The sequence below is a fragment of the Sporosarcina sp. FSL K6-3457 genome (genome assembly GCF_038007285.1).
Lineage (GTDB): Bacteria > Bacillota > Bacilli > Bacillales_A > Planococcaceae > Sporosarcina.
Window position 1 is genome coordinate 3,212,433 of sequence record NZ_JBBOWX010000001.1, and the last position, 24,068, is coordinate 3,236,500.

A 24,068-nucleotide genomic window follows, 5' to 3' on the forward strand; every position below is an offset into this window, starting at 1 on the left:
CTTCCGGACCGAAGTACACGGAAGCCCCCTTTGTTTATTTTGCGTATTCAACCGCCCGCGTTTCGCGAATAACTGTTACTTTAATATGACCTGGATAATCAAGTTCTTCTTCAATTCGCTTGCGAATATCCCTCGCTAGTCGATGCGCTGTAATATCATCAATCTGATCAGGACGAACGATAATTCGCACTTCACGACCCGCTTGAATAGCAAATGACTTCTCTACCCCGTCATACGATTCTGAAATTTCCTCAAGTTTTTGTAATCTACGGATATAGTTTTCAAGGGTTTCACTACGTGCTCCCGGTCTTGCAGCCGATAAAGCATCTGCCGCAGCGACAAGTACAGCGATAACTGATGTCGCTTCTGTATCCCCATGATGGGATGCAATACTGTTAATAACAACCGGATGTTCTTTGTACTTCGTTGCCAACTCTACACCGATTTCAACGTGACTACCCTCTACTTCATGGTCAATCGCTTTTCCTATATCATGAAGTAGCCCCGCACGTCTTGCAAGTGTCACATCTTCACCAAGTTCAGCGGCTAACAACCCTGCAAGATAAGCCACTTCTGTTGAGTGCTTCAAGACGTTCTGACCATAGCTCGTACGGAAACGCAATCGTCCAAGTATTTTGATAAGATCTGGGTGTAAATTATGGACGCCTACATCAAAGGAAGTTTGCTCCCCTGTTTCTCGAATTAGCTCATCCACTTCACGCCTTGACTTATCTACCATTTCCTCAATACGCGCTGGATGAATTCGCCCATCTTGCACAAGTTTTTCTAATGCAAGGCGTGCCGTTTCTCGACGTACTGGATCGAAGCCTGATAAAATAACTGCTTCTGGCGTATCATCAATAATTAGATCGATTCCAGTCAAGGTCTCAAGCGTCCGAATATTACGTCCTTCACGGCCAATGATTCGACCTTTCATTTCATCGTTCGGTAAGTTAACGACTGATACTGTTGTTTCAGCAACATGGTCTGCTGCAAAACGCTGCAAGGCAAGCGATAAAATTTCTCGTGATTTCTTATCCGATTCCTCTTTCGCGCGTTGTTCTGACTCTTTCGTCATAACAGCGATATCCGTAGCAAGTTCTTGCTCTACTTCACCCAAAATAACTCTCTTTGCTTCTTCCCGTGTCAATGATGATACTCTTTCAAGTTCCGCCTGTTGAACGGCAACAAGTTCTTCCGCCTTGCGTTCCATCTGTTCGATATGCTGTTGTCTTCCGGTTAGCGTTTCTTCCTTACGCTCCAGACCTGCTTCTCTTTTGTTTAGAGCATCATCCTTGCGGTCATGATTTTCTTCCCGTTGTAAAAGACGGTTTTCCTGCTTTTGCAGTTCCGATCTTCTTATCCGGATCTCTGATTCCGCTTCAATTCTCAGTTTGTGAGTTTCATCCTTCGCTTCTAAAAGTGCCTCTTTTTTCAGAGCTTCTGCTTCACGTTTCGCATCTTCAACGATTTGTTTTGCAGTATGTTTGGCACCCGTCACTTTTGACTCATTCACGTTCTTATTAAACAAATAGGTAACACCAGCACCGACGAGCAGACCGACCAAAACGGAGATGATATTTACTATCATTAAGGTCACCTCCTCCTGTCATTCTTGTCATTTTCAGTCGGCTCGTATATCCACGTACAATATACTGCCAAAATCAGTTTTAAGGTATTCAATTATACAATTCTAATTGTATCTGTGTGAAAATGACATGTCAAGGTTTCATAAGCCTCCGTTATATATTATTACACAAGAATAAAAGCCAATCCCCTTAATAAAAAGAAGATTGGCTTTTCGCTTTATTTATTCTTTTTCATCCAGTAGTAATTCCAACTCTTCGTCTTCATCGTCTTCGTCATGACCTGCAATAATATAATTTGCACTTGCAAGACCGAAAGATTCACGAATTTTGTTGGAAATTTCTGCACAGACAGCAGGATTTTCTTTCAGGAATTGTTTCGAATTCTCGCGTCCTTGTCCAAGTCGTTCTCCCTCATAGGAATACCAAGATCCACTCTTCTGGACAACCTCGACTTCAACACCAAGATCGATAACTTCACCTTCTCGGGAAATCCCTTCACCATACATAATATCGACTTCTGCTGTTCGGAACGGTGGTGCTACTTTGTTTTTCACAACACGAATACGCGTCTTGTTTCCAACAATATCATTGCCCTGTTTAATAGCTTCACCCCGTCGTACATCTATTCGTACAGAAGAATAGAATTTCAGTGCACGACCACCAGGTGTTACTTCAGGACTTCCGAACATGACACCGACTTTTTCACGAATTTGGTTAATGAATACAGCTAGCGTATTGGACTTATTAATGGCACCAGAAAGTTTACGTAAGGCTTGTGACATAAGACGAGCTTGCAGTCCTACGTGTGAATCGCCCATTTCCCCTTCAATTTCCGCTTTTGGTACAAGTGCAGCAACGGAGTCGACAACAATTATATCAACAGCGCCACTTCGGACAAGCGCTTCTGCAATTTCAAGTGCTTGCTCACCCGTATCTGGTTGAGAAAGAAGTAACTCATCAATATTCACACCTAATTTTCTTGCATAAATAGGATCGAGCGCATGCTCTGCATCGATAAATGCGGCTGTCCCTCCATTTGCTTGCACTTCCGCAATCGCATGAAGAGATACTGTCGTTTTACCGGAGCTTTCAGGTCCATAGATTTCGATGACACGTCCACGTGGATAGCCACCTACACCAAGTGCAGCATCAAGTGCAAGAGACCCCGTTGAAGATGTTGAGATTTCTAGATTGGTCTTTTCACCTAGTTTCATAACAGACCCTTTACCGAATTGCTTTTCAATTTGTTTTAACGCCATGTCTAAAGCAGCTTTACGATCGCTCAAATTATTTCCTCCCTCAAGATAATGTTCTTTTTTTAGTGTCTAGTAGATGCCCTACGTTTTTCTTACTATCTAGCTCTAGCACCTAAACAGGCGCTTCCGCTTTTCTATCTATCTTCACTATACTCCGTTATTCGTAAATATTCAACTAAAAAGCGAACATTTATTCGAAATAATTCTGTGAATCTAAGTTTTAAATGAGAATATAGAGTAAAATTAGTTTTTAATTGAGAATAAGGGTTAAACTTTAATTTCATCCTTCTATTTCGGTTAGATATTTAATGAGATAGTAAAGGGTAAATCTTGCTGCCCTTAGTCGATTCGTATTTCTTGACCCCGATAACAACAACTTATAGGTTTTAGGCTCTTCGTCTTTAAAGCTAATACCGATCCACACCGTACCAACAGGCTCCCCATCATGTGGCGATGGACCTGCCGCACCTGTAAGCCCAACGCCGATATCCGACCCAAACTTACGCTGGACATTGACGGCAAGAGCTGCTGCGCATTCTTCACTGACAATGCCAAACTCCTCCAGTAACATCTGATCTACACCGAGCTGAACAACTTTCGCTTGCTCATTATAGACCACAATGCCTCCCTCAAGTGATGAGCCAATACCCGGCTCACTGGCTAGTTCTGCCATAAATAATCCGGCCGTCAAACTCTCCGCTGCCGCAATCGTCCAACCATTTTGAATGAGAAGTTTTGCTGCTTTAGAGGACAGCGTTTCGTCGTCTATTCCGAAGATAAATTCTCCAACGACTGCACGGATTTCTTCCTCTACAGGTGATATTAGCGCCATAGCTTCTTCAACTGAATAAGCTTTTGCCGTCAAACGCAAGGTAACAGCATCAGCTGTCGCTAAAGGTGCAACCGTTGGATTCGTTTGTTTCTCTAAAATAGATTGGATGCGGTATTCAAGCTCCGCCTCTCCAATTCCATAAAATTTTAGAACACGTGAAGTAATGACTTCCCTCGTCCCCGTTACACCTAACAAGTATGGGATTGCCTCATTTGCAAACATAGGCTCCATTTCATGTGGCGGTCCTGGTAACAAAATATAGCGCACGCCATCTTTTTCTACAGCCATTCCAGGTGCCATCCCTTTGCGGTTCGGTAACACCGTAGCTCCTTTAAAAACAAGTGCTTGCTTCTTATTATTGTCCGTCATAACGCGTCCACTACGTTCAAAATACTGTTGAATATAGCGAAGTGCTTCATCATCACTCACTAATGTCGTACCGATATGCTTCACAATCGTTTCTTTAGTCATGTCATCTTTTGTAGGCCCGAGTCCACCTGTAAAAATTAAAATATCCGCGCGCTGCCTTGCAATATCAATTACTTCGTCCAATCGAGCTGGATTATCGCCAACAACCGTTTGATAATAAACATCGATGCCAATTTCCGCAAGTTTAGAGGAAATGAATGTAGCGTTCGTATTCGTAATTTGACCGAGCAATAACTCAGATCCAACCGCGATGATTTCAGCTTTCATGAATAAACATCCCCTTACATCGACTCCAACAATACGCGTCTGTTTTTATAGAAATAATCCACACCTGACCAGATTGTAAAAATCAGTGCAATATACAGCATAATCATGCCAAATGGCACACCGATCGATTCAAAAAATATATTATTCAATAATAATGATACAATCGCTAGAATTTGTGCAACTGTCTTTATTTTTCCGAGCTGGTTTGCTGCTACAACTTCACCGCCACCGGCAAGGATTAGGCGTAGTCCTGTTACCGCAAACTCACGGCTAATGATAATAATGACAATCCAGGCAGGCGCTGTCCCCAGTTCAACAAGAATAATAAATGCTGCTGACACTAATAGTTTATCGGCAAGTGGATCTAGGAACTTCCCCATATTCGTAACAAGCTTATATTTTCGGGCGATATACCCATCGAGCCAGTCTGTTATGGAGGCTACAATAAAAATAAGCCCTCCAATGAAATGCCCTGTCTGTATGTCAGTACCCACAATTGTCACAGTGCCAAAACCAAAATCTACGAGCATGAAAACCATGAAAACCGGAATAAGTAAAACACGAGACACCGTGATTTTGTTTGGTAAATTCATAATCAACACCTATCCTTTCAAAGAAAATAGTCATCTTAAAAGATGACTATTACTGTTTTCTGTATTCAATCACGATATTTTGCGGAACTGTTGCCTGCGGTGTTACACCGTACTCAAGTAATTCACCATTGACATAGATTTCTGTAGACATAGGACGTCCCACACGAATTCGGACAAATTCAGTTGCCGTCACATTATAGGTAAACACGTCCCCAGCTTTATAAACCTCTGGCGGCGTCATCCACTCTTTCCCAGTATTATCTCGAATACCAATCCATGAACCACCCGTTAGCCGAATTTCTAGCTCGAACGATTCTGCTGCAGTTAGTCCATACGTTGACGTTTCTCCACTCGCCCCCTCAAAAGCAAGCACCTGCTCCGGTTTTTCAGGCTCCTCTGGTTCGACTGGCTCTTCGACAGGTTCTTCTTCAGGATTTTCCTCTACCTTACCCGCCTCACCCTTGTTGGAATCTGGCTTATTTTGAATGGTAACTGGTGGCTGTTCCTGTTCAAAACTTTCTGGCGGCTTATTAGATGCAACATTTTGCTTAAGAAACCAAAAAACTACAATAATGACAATTATAAATAAAGCTACAATTACTTTCGGCATCATTTCATTTAATCGGTTATTGCTCGTTAAGCCTTTTTTCCGCGTCATAGTTGTCGAGGAAATTTGATTGGTCTCTTCTTCAGTAATCATCGAAGGAGAGCTATCCTTATACAGGGCCAGCATCTCATCCGCTTCCAACCCTACTGCCTCTGCGTACTGCTTAATGAAGGCACGCACATAGAATGCTCCTGGCATCATGCTGTAGTCTTCGTTTTCGATACCAGAAAGGTACCGTTTCTGTATTTTTGTTATAGACTGCAAATCATCCAATGTAAATCCTTTTGCCGTTCTCGCCTCTCTGAGACGATCACCTAATCCGGTCACTCTAAACACCTACCCTGTCAGAAGTTAAATAAGCCCGAACCACCCATTGTCCCCTGGTCGGACATCATATGGTTTTTTTCCATCATATCATATGTAATTTCCTGATCTGGGTCGGTTCTTAATTCAATAATATAATCAAAGTCTTCAATGTCATATTCAGAATGCTGCACAAACATGTCTGGATGCTCCACTACTTTTATCGTCGGCATCCGCATCATTTCTCTGACCAGCTGCATATGACGCTCATCCTCAGCTCGACGTGTCACAATACCATCTAAGATGAAAATATTGTCCTCGGAGAACTCATCACCCATCAAATTATTGCGCACCGTTTGCTTAATCATTGTGGAAGATAGAAATATCCATTTCTTATTGGCACAAACACTTGCTGCAACTACCGATTCTGTCTTCCCGACACGCGGCATCCCACGGATACCAATTAGCTTATGGCCATCTTGTTTGAATATTTCTGCCATAAAATCAACAAGAATCCCTAGTTCACTTCGAAGGAATCGAAATGTCTTCCGCTCATCTACATCACGTTGGATATAACGACCATGTCGGACCGCTAAAATATCGCGCAGCTTTGGCTCACGAATTTTCTTGACTTGAATCGTATCCATCGTCGAAGCAATTTGTGCAAAACGTTCAATTTGGTCATCATTATCAGTACGCAATAACATACCACGATGCCCGCCATCGACGCCATTGATTGTGACAATATTGACGCGCAGCATCCCCAGCAGCGAAGAAATATCACCGAGAAGACCTGGTCGATTTACTTGTACTTCGTATTCAAGATACCATTCACCCATCCGACACTCACCCCTTTGATTAGTAGGACGCATCACCAGCAATATAGTTCTATAATAACGGATAATATCTATTAAGAAAAGGAAAAAAGAAAAAGGGGGATTTCAAAACCCTTTTCCCCCTGCTGTAATGAAGTTAAATATACCAACCGCCATTGATTTTCATAATTTCACCCGTCATATAATCTGCTTTACCACTTAGCAAAAAATGAACTGCCTCTGCGATATGCTCTGGTGTACCGGTCGTCATCAATGGAATCTCATCCATTGCCATTTGCCGTTCATCGAGTGGAATTACATTATTCATGCGTGTTTCAATCCAACCAGGTGCCACTGCATTGACACGAGTTCCTGAGTATGCGGCCTCCTTAGCATAAGCTTTCACAAATGCATGCTGTGCCCCTTTGACTGCGGAGTACATCACTTCGCCTGCTGCACCAGTATTGCCCCAAATCGATCCAATGAACACAACATAGGAAGTATCCAACTGGCGTAACTGATCCGACACTAAGCTAATAAACCGAGCAGGATTTTGAACATGGACTTTCCATAATGCATCCATATCCTCAGCAGTTGTTTCTGTCAATAACTTCAACATTGATTGACCATTGGCGACCACAATAGCCCTTACACGTCGGGCTTGTTTTGTGAGTATATCTGCCCCATCCACTGTACTAAAATCAGCTTGCACGATTTGAAAGTCCGCGTGAGGGTAAGCCGTACTTAATTCCCTCTGCAAATCCTTCACTTGCACCGCATTGTTATTGTAGTGAAGATATAGCGACCAACCAGCCTCAGCTAACTTGCGACTAATCGCTTCACCTATTCCACCAGACGCGCCGAGTACGACGCAATATGTCCGTTGCTCAATCATTAGGCTTTAGCAGCTGGCACAACCGAATAGACAGTATGACCACTCTCATCAGCGAATGTCTGGAAAGCGGCCTGCAAGTTATCGACCGTCAACTTTTCAAGCGTCGGAACAACATCGAACAAGTTCATATTATTAAACGCATAGCGCGTAAACTGGTTAGCGATAAATTCCGGTGAATTCAGTGAGCGCATAAATTGCCCAATTTTCTTCTTACGCATCCGATTGAGTTCTACATCGGTAATTGGCCATGCTTCAATTGCATCTCGTAGTGTTTTGCGGATGGCATTTTCGAGTTGTTCGGGCTGCTCCGTATCAGAACCTACCATGGCAAAACCAAATCCATTCTCAAGCGTGAAATCATAAGAGAATGACTCATCGATTAGCCCTTCATTATAAGCAGCTGTATAGAAATCGGATGTTCTACCGAATAGCAGATCCAACACAAGACCTGATGATAGCTCTTGAATTAGCATCTCTTCCCCTTCAACATCTGTTTTGTTGCACTTCAATCCCATATTGAATTTCGGTTTAGAAATATCCATCGCGAGTGTTCGCTCAGCGATTGTAGCTGCATTTCCTTCTGTCGGGAAAATGCGTACGATATCTGCTGGCTCCTCAAATGTTTTCGCAGCCTGGTTAAACTTGATAAACGCCATCATCTCTTCTGGGTCGACCGCGCCAACAACAAACAGCACCATATTCGATGGATGATAAAACGTTTCATAGCACTCATATAAATGCTCTGCTGTAATGTCTTGAATGGATTCAACCGTTCCCGCAATATCAATTTTCACTGGGTGCTCCTGATACATATTTTCAATTGTACCAAAATAGAGCCTCCAATCGGGTTCATCGTCATACATCGTTATTTCCTGGGCAATAATCCCCTTTTCCTTATCAACCGTCTTTTTCGTAAAATACGGCTCTTGAACGAAGTCGAGAAGAACTTCTGTGTTGTCGTAAAGCTTATCTGTCGCAGAGAATAAATAAGCTGTTCTTGTAAAGGATGTGTAGGCATTAGCAGATGCTCCGTTGACACTAAATTTCTGGAACACATCGCCATCTTCTTTTTCAAACATTTTATGCTCTAGGAAATGAGCAATACCATCCGGAACAGTTACTTCTTCATCTTTACCACGTGGAATAAATGTCCGATCAATCGAACCGTATTTTGTTGTAAACGTCACGAACGTTTTTGAAAATCCTCGTTTCGGTAAAATATAAACATCAAGCCCGTTCGACAGTTTTTCATTATATAAAGTTTCCTGTAAGTTATCAAAATGGATTTTTCTCATAATTACTTAGCCTCCTTGCCGGATAACAGATAGACAATTTCCAGCGTAATTTCAGAAGCCATCTGTTGGACGTCCTCTTTTGTAACTGCTTGCCACCCAGTAATTAATTTCTCCGCAGTGAAATGCTCATCCTGCTCTTTGTATTGATCGAACACTTCAATCTGCCCTCTGGCAGAGTCAAAAGCACTTTTAATGCCATTCGCCAATAACGCTTTTGTTTGTTCAAGCTCTAACTCAGTTATATCTCCTTGTTGAAGTGCCACCAGTTGCTCTTTAATGAGCTTGACAGCTTTCTCTTCAAGGTCAGCATCAATGCCTGCCATAACATAAAGCAAACCGTAATGGGAAGCGTATGCACTTGACGCATAATACGCCATACTTTCCTTTTCACGAACATTCATAAACAGCTTACTATGTGCAAAAGCACCGAAAACACCATTTGTCACTTGCATTTTGGAATAGTCTGGATGACGGAATGTCACAGGTGTGCTGAAGCCTAGATGTAATTTCCCTTGCTTCATATCCTGTTGCTCTCTAACCTGTTGAACAGCCAATGTCTCATTTACAAGCGTCTGGACAGGTGATTGACGTTTACGCGCATTAAAGGTGAACGTAGATTTGATTTTTTCAATCATATCATTGTCATCAATATCTCCCACGATGTAAATATCGATTTCATCATTATTCAACATATCGTTATATGCGGTAACTAAATCAGCCGACGTTAATGCTTCAACATCTGCTTCCGTACCATATGAAGATGCAGATGCTGCATGATTCGGTCGGATTAATTCGAGCATGCGCTTTTGGGCATATCTTGTTTTATCATCATACAGTGAACGAATTCGCTCGATGACCGATCGTTTTTCACGGTTGACAATTGCTTCATCGAACTGACCGTCTATAAAATTCGGGTCAAAAATAGTTGTCTGGATGAGCCCTAGCACCTCGTCTAAAACGCCGCCTTCCGCTAAGTATTCATCATTCACACATTCAGCATAGAGCGAAAAAATATGTGTTTCGCCACGTTTGGCAACATCCGTGTAAAGTACCGTGCCATATAATTCGTCTAATGTATTGCGGAATGCAGTTTGTGTCCGGTATCGACCATTCGAATCTTGTAAGACATTAGACAAAACGGCACGCCGTGCTGATTTCTTTTCATCGAGAGCCGTCTTCCATTTCACGGAGAAATTGACCGTTTTGAATTGGTCTGATTGACGGATATATAATGTGACGCCTTCTTGAAGCTCAACTTTTTTAAACATACAAACACCTCTGTTTTCGTTAATATGCGGAATCCTCACTTCACTATACATTCCATTTGTCGAGATATGCAAATAAACAGACGAAAGTCTTACAAATTCATTAAAAAACGATAGCGATGAGAGTTAAAAAGCTGCCTGTTGTCCGATTTGGCGGACCTACGAGGCAGCTTCTTTAATCAATTACGTCTCGGCTTAATTGCGTCTAGATTTTGAATTGCGCTTGAGGCATACAGGATGTAGGTCATGCAGTCGTTGCGACAGGACGTCGCGAACTTAGACTGCCTTCCTTCACTCCTTTCAAAATCTATGACATCCGCCGGAGGCTTAACTTGCTGAAGCAAGTTACCGATTCCCTTTAATATATGGTTGACCACTTGCTTTTGGTGCATTCGCCCTTCCAATAAATCCTGCAAGAGCTAGGATTGTCAAAACATAAGGCAAAATATGCAAATAAACAGTTGGTACATTAGCTAGGAACTTAATACCAGGCGCACTAATAGCGAGTGCCTGTGCAAATCCGAAGAACAATGCAGCTCCCATTGCGCCAATCGGATGCCATTTCCCAAAAATCATTGCAGCAAGCGCCATAAACCCTTGCCCATTGATTGTCGCATGACCAAAATCATTCGTCATCGTCTGTGAATAAATCGCGCCACCAATACCAGCAAGTCCACCTGAAATGATGACCCCAATATAGCGAATTTTAGCCACGTTGATTCCCATTGTGTCAGCAGCCATTGGGTGCTCCCCAACAGAACGGAGACGAAGGCCGAAAGGTGTTTTATAAATGATGAACCAAGCAAGAATGGCCACACCTATTGCTAACAACGATGAACCATATATTCCCTTGAAAAACAAGGGTCCAATAAACGGAATATCTTGTAATACAGGAACATTGAAGCGTGGAATGCTCTGTTGTATAAAGTCTGTCTGCCCTTTACCATAAATCATTTTCACGGTGAACAAGGCAATCGCAATCCCGAGCATATTGATGGCTACACCTGAAACCGTTTGATCCGCACGAAAAGTAATAGATGCTACCGCGTGCATGATAGAGAATAGTGCTGAAACAACCATCGCCACAAGCAATGCAAGCCACGGTGTCCAAGCACCGAATGTATCCGCATAAATTAGATTAAACAAAATACCGATGAAGGCTCCCATAACCATGAGACCTTCTAATCCGATATTCACGACACCTGAGCGTTCAGAGAACACACCGCCTATTGCCGTGAAAATAAGAGGCGCGGCATAAGCAATCGAAATCGGAACGATGAAATAAAGCAATGCAAGTATTTCCTGAAAACTCATATCACTTTGCCTCCTTTTTCTTATTCATCCGGCCTAGAACTACACGAATGATATAGCCAGACGCAACGAAGAAAATGATGAGTGCAATAACAATGGAAACAATTTCAATCGGAACTCCGGCTGCATTTGGCATATTGCCTGCGCCATATTTCAATGACCCGAATAATGAAGCACCAAATATGACGCCAAGCGGTGTATTCGCACCTAACAGCGCAACCGCAATCCCGTCGAATCCGATACCCGTAAAGCCACCACGGGACGCCATATAACCAAATGTACCGAGCGCTTCCATCGCTCCACCAAGTCCGGCAAATGCACCCGAAATGACCATAGAAAGTATAATGTTCTTTTTCACACTCATCCCAGCGTATTGGGATGCATGGTCATTAAAACCAACCGCCTTTAGCTCATATCCCGTTTTCGTTTTTTCTAAGATAAACCACATCACAACAACCATCGCAAGTGCAACGAGAATACCGTAGTGAAGTGTGGAAAAGTCCGTTAAGTTAGATAAAAATTCGGACCGTAGCGAGGCGGTCTGATGAATCGATGCCGTTTTATAACCGCCATCTGAAACGGCTTTAATAAGTGCGTTCACCGTATGAAGCGCAATATAGTTCATCATAATTGTGACGATAACTTCATGAACACGTAATGTTGCTTTTAAAATACCTGGGATAAGTCCCCAAAGTGCACCTGCAACAGCGGCAGCAAGCAATGCAAGCGGCAAGTGAATAATTTTCGGTAATTCAAATGCAACGCCGACATAAGCCGCCGCGAACCAACCAACAATCAGCTGCCCTTCTACCCCGATGTTGAACAAACCTGTACGGAATGCAAATGCCACTGCAAGGCCTGCTAAAATGTATGGACTAATTTGCCTGATTGTTTCACCAATCGCATAGGCATCCCCAAAAATACCTTCCCATAAAGCGATATATCCTTGAATTGGATCATATCCACTGAATAGCATGACGACCGCCCCAACAAGCAAGCCTAGCATAATGGAAATAATAGGTACAAGGAGATTGATAGCTCTATTTGACATTGCGATCATCACCTTCTTTCACTACAACTTCGTTCCCTACTACAGCCATCTCCGTTTTTGAATGTCCCGCCATAAGCAACCCTAGTTCTTGCTCAGACGTTTCAGCCGGGCTAACTACATCGACAATTTCACCATCATAAATGACGGCGATTCGGTCGGAAACGTTTATCACCTCATCTAGCTCAAAGGAAATCAGTAAAACTGCTTTCCCGTTGTCTCGCTGTTCAATCAGTCTTTTATGGATGAACTCAATCGCACCAACGTCGAGTCCACGTGTCGGCAACGCAGCAATCAAGAGATCCGGATTCCGTTCCACTTCACGTCCAATAATAAGCTTCTGCTGATTACCGCCAGAAAGTGCTCTTGCCAATTCATGTTCACCTTGCGTCCTAACATCATAAGCATCGATAATTTCTTTCGCTTTTTCTGACACTACTTTGTACTTCATAATGCCATTTTTCGAAAGTGGCTCATGATAATACGATTGTAAAGCGCCATTGTAACCGACAGTAAAGTCCAGTACAAGACCATGCTTATGACGATCCTGTGGAATATGACCGACACCTGTTTCAGTAATTTCTCTTGGTTTTTTACCCGTTACATCTTTTGAATTGATTGTGATTTTTCCACTTTTGACTTTACGCAGCCCGGTGATTGCCTCAATAAGTTCAGTTTGTCCGTTGCCGTCAATCCCAGCAATTCCAACAATTTCTCCTCTTCGCACAGAAAGGTTCAGCCCCTTCACCTTTGCGACACCCCGATAATCTTCTACAACAAGATTTTCAATATGTAATACTTCATTCTTTGGGTTTGAAGGACCTTTTTCCGTCTTGAACGTCACCTGACGCCCGACCATCAATGTCGCCAATTCTTCAGGATCTGTTTCAGCGGTAATAACCGTTCCAATCCCTTGCCCTTTACGGATGACCGTCACACGGTCAGACACATCCATAATTTCCTGAAGCTTATGCGTGATGATGATAATTGATTTTCCTTCTTCAATGAGCTTTTTCATAATCGCAATCAATTCATCGATTTCCTGCGGTGTCAAAGAAGCTGTCGGTTCATCGAAAATAAGGATTTCAGCACCCCGATATAATGTTTTCAATATCTCTACACGCTGTTGCATACCAACAGATATATCTTCGATTTTGGCATTAGGATCAACATCCAGACCATACAGTTCCGAAATTTCTGCAACCTTTTTCGCAGCTTCTTTAATGTTGATGACACCCATTTTTTTCGGCTCATTACCTAAAATGATATTTTCAGTAACTGTTAGATTTTCAACAAGCATGAAATGTTGATGCACCATACCGATACCAAGATCATTTGCGACATTCGGATTGGTGATATCGACCTTTTGACCACGTACCCGGATTTCCCCACCCTCCGGTTGATATAAGCCAAAAAGAACGTTCATCAATGTTGATTTCCCTGCACCATTTTCGCCTAACAGCGCATGAATTTCACCTTTTTCAAGCTGAAGCGTAATATTATCATTTGCGACAAAGGTACCGAATTCTTTTCTTATATTTAGCATTTCAATAACATATTCCAATGGATTCACTTCCTCGCGTTTGGGTTTAATAAAATTAAATTGACACATGAAAAGATTCCGTGTGAGGAATCTTTTCGTCTATTAATTTAAATTGTTGTCTCATCATGAAATGATGAAGGTCGGACTAGACCGACCCTCATCATTGTTTACTCGCCTAATTATTTAGCTGGGAATTCTGGAACTTCAATTTCACCGTCAGCGATTTTTTTCGCAAACTCATCGATTTGAGTAAGGACGTCCTCTGGAATTGCACCGCGTGAATCTGCAAGCGCGATTCCTTCGTCAGCAAGCCCGTATGTGACTACTTCGCCACCCGGGAATTTACCATCACGTGCAAGTTCTGCAATATTTTTAACCCCTACGTCTACACGTTTAAGCATAGAAGTCAATGTAATGTTTTCATCGCCGACTTGACCTTCATCATACTGATCAGAGTCAACACCGATAACCCAAACATATGCATCTTTATCAGCCGATTTACGTTCTTTCGCTTCTGAGAATACACCGTTACCTGTACCACCTGCAGCGTGGAAAATGATATCTACGCCAGATGAATACATACGGTTCGCTGTTGCTTTACCAAGTTCTGCCTTGTCAAATGCACCTGTATACTGAACATCAACTGTAATGTCAGGCTTCACTGCTGCTACACCTGCTACAAAACCAGCGTGGAAACGTTCGATTACAGGAATTTCCATACCGCCAACAAAACCGATTTTATCCGATTTTGTCATCAGTGCAGCTGCTACACCTGCAAGGTAAGATCCTTCTTGCTCTTTAAACATAATACTTGCCACGTTCGGACGGTCAGAAATTTCATCCACAAGACCGAACATTGCATCTGGATGCTGGTCTGCAACTGTTTCAATTGCATCTTTTAATAAGAATCCGATACCGTAAACAATGTCGAAGTCACGGCGTACAAGACGATTCAAGTTCGGCTCATAATCAGAGTCACTCGTAGATGTTAGGAAGTCAAAACCACCATCACCCTTTTCAAGATTGTTCTCTTCACCATATTCTTGAATCCCTTTCCAAGCAGATTGGTTGAACGATTTGTCGTCAACACCGCCTGTATCAGTGATCATCGCGACTGAAAAATTCTCTTCGCTCGTCGTACCACCTTTAGAGTCTGTACTTTCGCTATCTTTTGCTTTGTCTGTTCCGCATGCACCAAGTATTGTACCAGCAGCAAGAACTAATGACATTGCAAGTCCAAATTTACGTTTACTCATTGTGGAACCTCCCCTTATTTTTTTATATTAGTAGGACGAATTAACGTCTTATACCCGTTTTCAGTCAACTAAAAGTTGAATTGCATTCATTTACTAACATTCACAATTTAGCATCCAAATACACCCTATCAAATCAATGGGCACACTCTCTTATAACTAGCCCATAACATAAAATGGTAGCGTTTTCTTAGCAGATAATCATGAAGGCTGGATGACTCCAGCCCTATGATTTTCTTATTCAATTTCTTATTTAGTAGGATTTTCAGGTACTTCTATTTCACCTTCAGCAATTTTTTTCGCAAACTCATCGATTTGAGCAAGAACTTCTTCTGAAATTGCACCGCGTGAATCCGTAAGCGCCATTCCATCTTCAGCTAGACCGTATGTTTTCACTTCTCCACCTGGGAATTTACCATCACGTGCAAGTTCTGAGATATTTTTAACTGCTACATCTACGCGCTTAAGCAAAGACGTCAACGTGATATTTTCATCGCCAACTTTTCCTTCATCGTACTGGTCGGAGTCGACACCAATGACCCAAACGTAGGCATCTTTGTCCGCCGTTTTACGTTCTTTCGCCTCTGAAAATACACCATTCCCCGTTGCCCCCGCAGCGTGGAAGATAATATCTACGCCAGATGAATACATACGGTTCGCGGCAGCTTTACCGAGTTCCGCTTTGTCGAAAGCACCGGTATATTGTACGTCAACTTTAATATCGGGGTTCACGGCTGCAACACCTGCAACGAAGCCCGCATGGAATCGTTCAATAACTGGAATTTCCATCCCACCAACGAAGCCAATCTTATCAGACTTAGTCATTAGTGCAGCTGTGGCACCCGCAAGAAAAGCACCTTCTTGCTCTTTGAACATGATGTTAACGACGTTCGGGCGGTCAGCAACTTCGTCGACAAGACCAAACATCTTGTCTGGCTGCTGATCTGCAATTGTTTCAATCGCGTCTTTCAATAGGAAGCCAATTCCGTATACAAGGTCGAAGTCACGGCGGACAAGTCGATTCAAGTTCGGCTCAAAGTCAGCATCGCCTGTTGATTCTAGGTAATCATAGCCGCCGTCGCCTCTTTCAAGGTTGTTTTCTTCCGCGTAATCTTGAATCCCTTTCCAAGCAGATTGGTTGAACGATTTATCATCAACACCGTTTGTATCGGTAATCATTGCAATTGAGAAATTATCTTTTTCTACGCTTTCTTTAGAACCTGTACCTTCGTTGTCTTTCGCTTTGTCTGTCCCGCATGCGCCGAGTAGTGTACCAGCAGCAAGAACCAATGACATTGCAAGTCCAAATTTACGTTTACTCAATGATGTAACCTCCTGATTTTTTTAAAAAATTAGTTAAATATGTTACTACCTTATACCCTTTTTCGTACAACATGAAAACTGAATTTATCAGCCCTAAAATAATTCTTTGAGTAAAGGACCATTTCGCCTTCCTCACTGTAATGTTGCTGAAGAAGAACAAGAAGTGGTACATCGACGCCACACCTCAAAATCGAGGATGCCTCATCATCATACCCAACTGGTTCGATATGTGTCACAGCTTGAGCGATACGGATCCTGCCTGACTTTTCAATTGCATCAAAAATGGATTCATTTAATAACTCATCCGTACCTAACGGAATATTTTTTGATAACACTTGATCGATACAATAGACAACTGGCACCTGATCGGCTGTCCTTACCCTTTTGATTGTAACAAGACGATTTTCTTCGCTACAATTAAACTTTGTCATATCATCTTCGCAGACGTCTGTTTCTATGACATCCATAAAAATCGTTCCTGGTTCCATCCCCGCATCACGAATCATAGAAGACACACTGGACAAATGTTCAATACCCGAAGAAAATAACGGTCGAGGATTAACAAAAGTACCTACACCATGTTTTCGAACAATGACTTTTTCCTCTTCAAGCACACGAAGCGCCTCTCGAAGTGTTGCACGGCTGACGCCTAACGTACGAGCTAGTTCAAATTCAGAAGGGAATCTTTCGTTCTCCTTGAATATACCTGATTCGATGTCTTGCTTCAAACGCTCAATCACCTGTACATATAGATGTCTTTGATCCGCCTTTACCATCATATCATCTCCCCCTCAGCGAGGTCAGACCTCTGATGTTAAACGTCACTACTAATCATCCATACTATATCACTTTCATCATACAAAATAAACAGCCTTCTGAAAAAAATATAAATGTGTTCGTTCAAAGTACTAAATTATACCTATTTCATCATGCTACTTATCAATCATGCCTCGGCTTAGTATGAGTTCAAAATCAATATTCATCCACTTCGCCCCTGCCGATCAAGACTTGGCGTGGCTTACTGCCCTCAGACGGCCCGACAACCCCACGCATCTCCATCTGATCAACAATTCGCGCTGCTCTTGAATATCCTACTCGAAAACGGCGTTGTAGCATGGATACAGATGCTGTCTGCATTTCTGTGACAAGCTGCACGGCTTCATCATATAATTCGTCCGTTTCTTCATGGGCTGGTACTTCCTTAATATCTTGCGGAATCATTTCTTCTTGATACTGAGCCTTTTGCTGTTCAATGACGAAGTCAACAATCGCTTCTACCTCACTGTCCGATACAAACGCACCTTGAATACGGACTGGCTTGGCAACGCCCGCTGGTAAGAATAGCATATCTCCTCTTCCCAGCAGCTTTTCCGCCCCTCCACTATCCAAAATCGTCCGTGAATCAATGGCTGATGATACAGCGAATGCCACGCGCGATGGAATATTAGCTTTAATAATCCCTGTGATGACATCAACACTTGGACGTTGTGTGGCAATAATTAAGTGAATACCCGCCGCACGAGCCATTTGTGCTAGTCGTGTAATGGAATCTTCAACGTCACTGGATGCAACCATCATCAGATCTGCCAACTCATCGACTATAACAACTATATAAGGCATGCGTGGATGTTTTTCTCCATTCTCTTCATTCCACACTTCAATATGATCGTTATAACCTTCAATATTTCGTGTACCCGTATGTGAAAATAATTCATAACGTCGTTCCATTTCAGAAACTACTTTTTGCAAAGCTTGAGATGCTTTCCGTGGGTCGGTAACGACAGGTGCTAAAAGATGTGGCACGCCATTATAGACATTCAATTCCACCATTTTCGGGTCAATCATCATCATTTTGACTTCATGTGGTTTGGCACGCATTAAAATACTGACAATAATACCGTTGATACAGACACTTTTCCCGCTCCCAGTTGAACCAGCAATGAGTACATGTGGCATTTTGTTTAATTCTGCGAGCATCGCCTGTCCTGTGACGTCGCGGCCAAGCGAAATCATCAATTTAGAATCTGGTCGATTATTTTCCTTTGCCTCAATGACTTCACGCAAGCTAACAACAGCAATTGAACTATTTGGCACTTCGATACCAATAGCGGACTTTCCTGGAATAGGTGCTTCGATTCGAATGCCGCTCGCAGCGAGCGCCAGTGCAATATCATCCGCTAAGCTCACAATCCGACTCACTTTAACACCTGTATCCGGTAACACTTCGTATTTCGTGACAGCAGGTCCTAGATGCACTTGCGTCACTTTGGCTTTGACGCCAAAACTAAGAAACGTCCGTTCTAATTTTTGAGCGTTTGCTTGAATGGAATCGTATTCCTCCGACTGATCGATAACTGGCGTTTGTTTTAGTAGAGATGCTGGAGGCAAAATATACGATTCATTCTCTTCTTCCCCCGCCACAGCTGTTGTATAGGGGACAACTTCTTCTGTGACCAGCTGTTCTTCTGGGTGTAGCTTGTCTTCCACCGCAGTTTGAGACGGCTTTGCAACTACCTTCGCTTGCGACAGCTCTTCGACCTTCGCTTGCTCATCACGAACTGGCTTGTCGACCCGTTCACTAAATGCGGAAATAATGGGCTGTGACACAACTTCCTCTTCCATCTGCGAGTCGGGTAATTCTTCAACGACAGTAGCCCTTCTCATTTTCTTCGAACGACTTGCCCTTGTTGCAGGTGCTGGTGCTGATTTTTCTTTTTTAGCAAATAGCTCTGTCAATTTTTCAACAATTTTCGGGAAATAATCAATTACATAAGGCACAAACGCTTTTCCAGTTATAAGAACAAGACCAATAAGCAATAATAAGACACCGGCAACCATCGCACCTGCCGAATCAAACAATGAATGAAATAGCGCAAACAGGACGGCTCCTATCATCCCGCCACCCAATGCACCACTTCTTGACGTAATGCCACCATTTGTAATGAGTACTTTCCACGTTTCTTTCAGTGCTGAATCTGTCATCAGTATACGACTTGCATGCAATTCCTTGAACAAATAGACATGACTAAACAAGACAAGACTTGCTAAAATGAACAAGCTACCTCCGACAATACGGTTTTTCCAACCTCCTGCCTTGCGCTTAATCATGAACATCAATGCTTGTACAATGAGTAGTAGTGGAATCGCACTATGCCAATTCCCTAATATAAAACGAGCGACTGAAGATAATCCTCTACCAACAATGCCAAATTCAAAAATAATGATGACAGCAAGCCCCATCATCGCCAAGCCAATTACTTCATATAATAATGGGTTTAACCCGGACGGCTTCTTTTTCTTTGCGGCTGCCTTCTTCTTTTTCCTAGCCACTTTCCCTCCTCCTTCCGACAAAAAATATTGCAAGTTCCTCTAAGTATAAATGTCAACAATGCAACCGTGATACTAAGCAACATTTTTCTCAAGCTAGACAGTGTTTCTGTCTGACTAAGCAACACTAAATTAACACAAAAGGATTTCCCGCCGTTCAGACGGCAAGGAAATCCTTCGGATCGGTCCTATCATTTGTTACTTATTAGTATTTATAATTAGTATTCCATAATAATCGGAATAATCATCGGTCTTCTTTTCGTTTGTTGGAACAAATACGAGCTTAGTGTATCGCGGATCTCTTGTTTAATGTTTGTCCATTCAAACGTCTCTTTATTCACATACTTCTCAACTATTTTAGTAACGAGTTTTGTCGATTCGTCAAACAACTCTTCCGATTCACGTACATAAACGAATCCGCGCGAGACAATTTCCGGACCAGCGGCAATGCGTTTTTGTTTGCGACTAAGTGTCACAACGACTGTGAATATCCCGTCCTGTGACAGTAATTTACGGTCGCGAAGAACAATATTCCCCACATCCCCTACACCGATACCATCGATAAGGATATTCCCTGCTTGAACGCGTCCGCTCATACGCATTTTGTCACTCTTATATTCGACGATATCTCCTTTGTCAGCAATAAATACTTGTGATTTTTGGAGACCCGTTTCCTGCGCAAGCTTAGAATGGGCGATCAGCATTCGATATTCCCCTTGAATCGGGATGAAATACTTCGGCTGCATTAAGTTCAGCATCAGTTTCAAGTCTTCTTGACTACCATGACCTGATACGTGAACATTTTTACTAGATGTCAATACGGTTGCGCCTGCTTTGGCAAGGTCATTCATCGTTTGGTACATCGATACTTCCATACCTGGCGATGGTGTAAACGTAATTAACACTGTATCTGTTTCTTTAATGCGAATATCTTTATGATGCTTACGCACAATGCGCTCAAGTGCATCTAGTGGCTCGCCTTTATTACCCGTCACGATAATGACAACTTGGCTGTCATCATATTTGTCGATTTCTTTAACCGGAATAACGACATCATCTTTAATCGTTAAATAGCCCAACTTGACACCGACTTCGAAATAGCTTTCTAAGCTTTTTCCAACAACCGCTACTTTTTTACCGTTTTCAAACGCTTTGTCAAACACTTGTTGGATGCGGATGAAATTCGATGCGTAGAGTGCAACGAGAATTCGACCTTCCGCACCGTGGAAGGTTTTAGATAAGCTATTCTCAATCACTGATTCAGAAGTTGTATAGCCAGGACGCTCCGCCTCAGATGAATCTGACATCAGGATGAAGACGCCCTCTTCCCCAAGCGCCGCCATTTTCGCAATATCCGGACGGTATTTCCCTTTAGCAGACTGGTCAAATTTGAATTCGCCTGTATGCACAATTGCCCCTTCGCTCGTATGGAATACGATGCCAAGCGAGTCTGGAATACTGTGCGTTGTATGGAAAAATGTGACGTGCGTGCCTTTGAAATTCATCCGGCTTTTGTTTGTCACCTCGAAAAACTTAACGCTTGGTGGTGCTGGCATTTCTTTCAAATGTTCTTTTGCTAGTGCAATTGTCAGTTTAGATCCATAGACAGGTGCCTGCACTTTTTGTAGCAGATAGGCAATCGACCCGATTGCATCTTCGTGACCATGTGTTAAAAACACACCTTTGACGCGTTCTTTGTTTTCTTCGATATAAGAAATGTCTGGAATAACGATGTCGATTCCAAGCATTTCTCCTTCTGGGAACATGAGTCCTGCGTCGACGATGAAGAGTTCTTCATCAATTTCGACGACGTACATCGCTTTCCCAATTTCGCCCACTCCACCGAGAGGGATGATTCTTATTAGTTCATTTTTAGTTTTTACCACATTGTTTCCTCCTAGTACTCATTCCCGTCCATCACGACTAAGTTTCATTATACGGGACAGAACCTTTCTGTACAAACAAAAAAAGCCGGTGATTGCTACCGGCTTTAATTAGGTGGGATATTCCACTGAATCCGCTGCGACGATTGGGGGCATCCCGCCATAATTAGCTACTCTTTTGCATCTTCTGTATAATTTCTGCAAAGAACGCAGAAATTATACAAACCGAACCCTTCGTTGTTCGGCTGGCTACCCCTGTTAAGGCGCCTTTGCTGGTGTTATATGATTTAATTAGTTAAAAATCAGTTTGTTTTTTTGATAGTTTTCCCATACTTGATCGAATGGAATTTGACCTTCCTCAAAGTCGACAAGCGGCAATCTTACGCCGCCTACTTCAAGATCAAGTTTTTCAAGTGCATATTTGATGGGTACTGGGTTCGGTGCCGTGAATATCGCACGAAATACAGGTAACAGCGCGCGATGCATAGCTGCTGCTTGCGCTGTTTGCCCACTCTTAAATGCGTCAACCATCTGTTGCATTTCATTGCCAACTACGTGTGATGCCACTGATATGACGCCGTTACCGCCTATTGCTAACAACGGTAGTGTTAACGCATCGTCACCGCTGTAGACGGAAAATCCGTCATCTGTTCCAGCGATAATCTCTGCCATTTGTTCAAGACTGCCACTTGCTTCTTTCACTGCACGGATATTTTTTATTTTGGACAATTCGATAATTGTTTCAGGTAGCATATTGACAACAGAGCGCCCCGGAATATTATATAACAGTACAGGTAGTTTAGTTTCCCCAGCAATATGTGCAAAGTGCGCATACATGCCGCGTTGGTCAGGTTTATTATAATAAGGCGTCACCAGCATAATGCCATCCGCACCAAGCTTTTCTGCCTGCTGTGTTAACAAAACAGATTCAGCTGTACTATTTGTTCCTGTCCCCGCAATTACCGGAATACGTTTATTCACCTGCTTGACTGCAAATGACAGTAACGCTCTTTTTTCCTGCGCCGTCACAGTTGGTGACTCACCAGTCGTCCCATTGACAACCAATGCATCCGTCCCATTTGCAATCAAATGTTCAATCAATTTTTTAGCTCTCTTGTAATCAATCGTGCCCTCTTCTGAAAATGGTGTTACCATCGCCGTGCCTATTTGTCCAAGATTCATTGTGATCAATCCTTTACCGTATTATTGTCGAATCAATTGTTCTGCAATTTGCACGGAGTTTAGTGCAGCCCCTTTAAGCAGATTGTCCGAGACGATCCACATATGGAATCCTCCTGCATGATTCGGATCTTTACGGATGCGGCCAACGAATACTTCGTCTTTCCCTTCCGCAAATAACGGCATCGGGTACAATTGTTGTGCCGGATTATCTTGAACGACAACGCCTGGTGCACCTTCCATGCTTGCTCGGATGTCTTCCACCGTTACACCCTCTTGGTCAACTTCAATATAAACCGACTCTGAGTGACCTGTCACAACTGGTAGACGTACGCAAGTTGCTGTAACAGACATCTCATAATCACCAAAAATCTTTTTCGTTTCATTCATCATTTTTAATTCTTCAAGCGTATATCCTGAAGCATCAAATACGTCAATTTGAGGAATCGCATTGAATGCAATCGGATAATGCTTCGCTGCGGATGCAGAAGGTAAAATTTCCGCTTCGTTCGCTACACGCCCTTCGAATTGTTGACTTTGACTTCCTAATTCGTCAATCGCCTCTGCACCTGCTCCAGAAACTGCTTGATACGTTGACACAATAATACGACTTAAGCCAAATTTTTCTTTAACAGGCTGAAGTGCTGCTACCATTTGAATCGTCGAACAGTTCGGATTTGCAATGATGCCCGCATGGTTACTGAGTGCCTGCGCATTCACTTCTGGTACAACAAGCGGTATATCTTCCACCATACGGAATGCGCTTGTATTATCTATGACCACTGCACCTCTTTTGACAGCTTCAGGTGCAAATTTTTCCGAAATCGAGCCACCCGCACTAAAAAATGCAATATCGATGCCTTCGAATGATTCCGGTACAGTTTCTTCAACGATATAGTTAAAACCACCTGCCGCAATTTCTGTTCCGGCAGATCGTTTTGATGCAAGCAATTTAATGGATTGAACCGGAAAATTCCGTTCAATCAATTTTTCAAGAATTTTTGTACCGACAGCTCCCGTAGCACCGACGATTGCAACATTCACTTTATTCATCT

General features: G+C 42.7%; 19 protein-coding genes. All 19 read right to left on the reverse strand.

Features of this window, described 5'->3' with window-relative positions; all coding sequences use genetic code 11:
• Window positions 1-34 precede the first annotated feature (34 nt).
• Complete coding sequence (rny, locus tag N1I80_RS15835; RefSeq protein ID WP_340738814.1) at window positions 35-1,591, reverse strand: ribonuclease Y; 1,557 nt, start codon at window positions 1,589-1,591, stop codon at window positions 35-37.
• 219 nt (window positions 1,592-1,810) lie between these two features.
• Complete coding sequence (gene recA, locus N1I80_RS15840; protein ID WP_340738815.1) at window positions 1,811-2,875, reverse strand: recombinase RecA; 1,065 nt, start codon at window positions 2,873-2,875, stop codon at window positions 1,811-1,813.
• A gap of 250 nt (window positions 2,876-3,125) precedes the next feature.
• Window positions 3,126-4,373 carry a competence/damage-inducible protein A gene (locus N1I80_RS15845; RefSeq protein WP_340738816.1) on the reverse strand — a complete coding sequence of 416 codons (1,248 nt, stop codon included), beginning with the start codon at window positions 4,371-4,373 and terminating at the stop codon, window positions 3,126-3,128.
• Between the two features lie 14 nt (window positions 4,374-4,387).
• A complete protein-coding gene (gene pgsA, locus N1I80_RS15850) occupies window positions 4,388-4,966 on the reverse strand; it encodes a CDP-diacylglycerol--glycerol-3-phosphate 3-phosphatidyltransferase (RefSeq protein ID WP_340738817.1) in 579 nt (192 codons plus the stop codon).
• A gap of 49 nt (window positions 4,967-5,015) precedes the next feature.
• A complete protein-coding gene (locus tag N1I80_RS15855) occupies window positions 5,016-5,900 on the reverse strand; it encodes a helix-turn-helix domain-containing protein (protein ID WP_340738818.1) in 885 nt (294 codons plus the stop codon).
• A gap of 17 nt (window positions 5,901-5,917) precedes the next feature.
• On the reverse strand, window positions 5,918-6,715 hold the full coding sequence (locus N1I80_RS15860) for a DUF3388 domain-containing protein (RefSeq protein ID WP_340738819.1): 798 nt from the start codon (window positions 6,713-6,715) through the stop codon (window positions 5,918-5,920).
• 133 nt (window positions 6,716-6,848) lie between these two features.
• Window positions 6,849-7,586 carry an elongation factor P 5-aminopentanone reductase gene (ymfI, locus tag N1I80_RS15865; protein ID WP_340738820.1) on the reverse strand — a complete coding sequence of 246 codons (738 nt, stop codon included), beginning with the start codon at window positions 7,584-7,586 and terminating at the stop codon, window positions 6,849-6,851.
• A complete protein-coding gene (yfmH, locus tag N1I80_RS15870; RefSeq protein WP_340738821.1) occupies window positions 7,586-8,881 on the reverse strand; it encodes an EF-P 5-aminopentanol modification-associated protein YfmH in 1,296 nt (431 codons plus the stop codon). The genes ymfI and yfmH overlap by 1 nt, the downstream gene beginning before the upstream one ends.
• Window positions 8,882-8,883: 2 nt before the next feature.
• Window positions 8,884-10,149 carry an EF-P 5-aminopentanol modification-associated protein YfmF gene (yfmF, locus tag N1I80_RS15875; protein ID WP_340738822.1) on the reverse strand — a complete coding sequence of 422 codons (1,266 nt, stop codon included), beginning with the start codon at window positions 10,147-10,149 and terminating at the stop codon, window positions 8,884-8,886.
• Between the two features lie 342 nt (window positions 10,150-10,491).
• Window positions 10,492-11,460 (reverse strand): ABC transporter permease, encoded by a 969-nt coding sequence (locus N1I80_RS15880; RefSeq protein WP_340738823.1) that lies wholly within the window; start codon window positions 11,458-11,460, stop codon window positions 10,492-10,494.
• Between the two features lies 1 nt (window position 11,461).
• Window positions 11,462-12,508, reverse strand: coding sequence for an ABC transporter permease (locus tag N1I80_RS15885; RefSeq protein WP_340738824.1), 1,047 nt, complete (start codon window positions 12,506-12,508; stop codon window positions 11,462-11,464).
• A complete protein-coding gene (locus N1I80_RS15890; RefSeq protein ID WP_340738825.1) occupies window positions 12,498-14,069 on the reverse strand; it encodes an ABC transporter ATP-binding protein in 1,572 nt (523 codons plus the stop codon). The genes N1I80_RS15885 and N1I80_RS15890 overlap by 11 nt, the downstream gene beginning before the upstream one ends.
• A 158-nt stretch (window positions 14,070-14,227) precedes the next feature.
• Window positions 14,228-15,304, reverse strand: coding sequence for a BMP family lipoprotein (locus N1I80_RS15895; RefSeq protein WP_340738826.1), 1,077 nt, complete (start codon window positions 15,302-15,304; stop codon window positions 14,228-14,230).
• A gap of 246 nt (window positions 15,305-15,550) precedes the next feature.
• On the reverse strand, window positions 15,551-16,624 hold the full coding sequence (locus N1I80_RS15900) for a BMP family lipoprotein (protein WP_340738827.1): 1,074 nt from the start codon (window positions 16,622-16,624) through the stop codon (window positions 15,551-15,553).
• Window positions 16,625-16,674: 50 nt separating this feature from the next.
• Entirely contained in the window at window positions 16,675-17,403 is a 729-nt protein-coding gene (locus N1I80_RS15905; protein ID WP_340738828.1) for a GntR family transcriptional regulator, read from the reverse strand.
• A gap of 193 nt (window positions 17,404-17,596) precedes the next feature.
• Complete coding sequence (locus tag N1I80_RS15910; protein WP_445683661.1) at window positions 17,597-19,954, reverse strand: DNA translocase FtsK; 2,358 nt, start codon at window positions 19,952-19,954, stop codon at window positions 17,597-17,599.
• Window positions 19,955-20,169: 215 nt separating this feature from the next.
• Window positions 20,170-21,837 (reverse strand): ribonuclease J, encoded by a 1,668-nt coding sequence (locus tag N1I80_RS15915; protein WP_340738829.1) that lies wholly within the window; start codon window positions 21,835-21,837, stop codon window positions 20,170-20,172.
• A 288-nt stretch (window positions 21,838-22,125) separates the two neighbouring features.
• Complete coding sequence (gene dapA / locus N1I80_RS15920) at window positions 22,126-23,016, reverse strand: 4-hydroxy-tetrahydrodipicolinate synthase (protein ID WP_340738830.1); 891 nt, start codon at window positions 23,014-23,016, stop codon at window positions 22,126-22,128.
• 21 nt (window positions 23,017-23,037) lie between these two features.
• The gene (locus tag N1I80_RS15925; RefSeq protein ID WP_340738831.1) at window positions 23,038-24,066 is read right to left on the reverse strand and encodes an aspartate-semialdehyde dehydrogenase; all 1,029 of its coding nucleotides are present in this window, start codon (window positions 24,064-24,066) and stop codon (window positions 23,038-23,040) included.
• Window positions 24,067-24,068 lie beyond the last annotated feature (2 nt).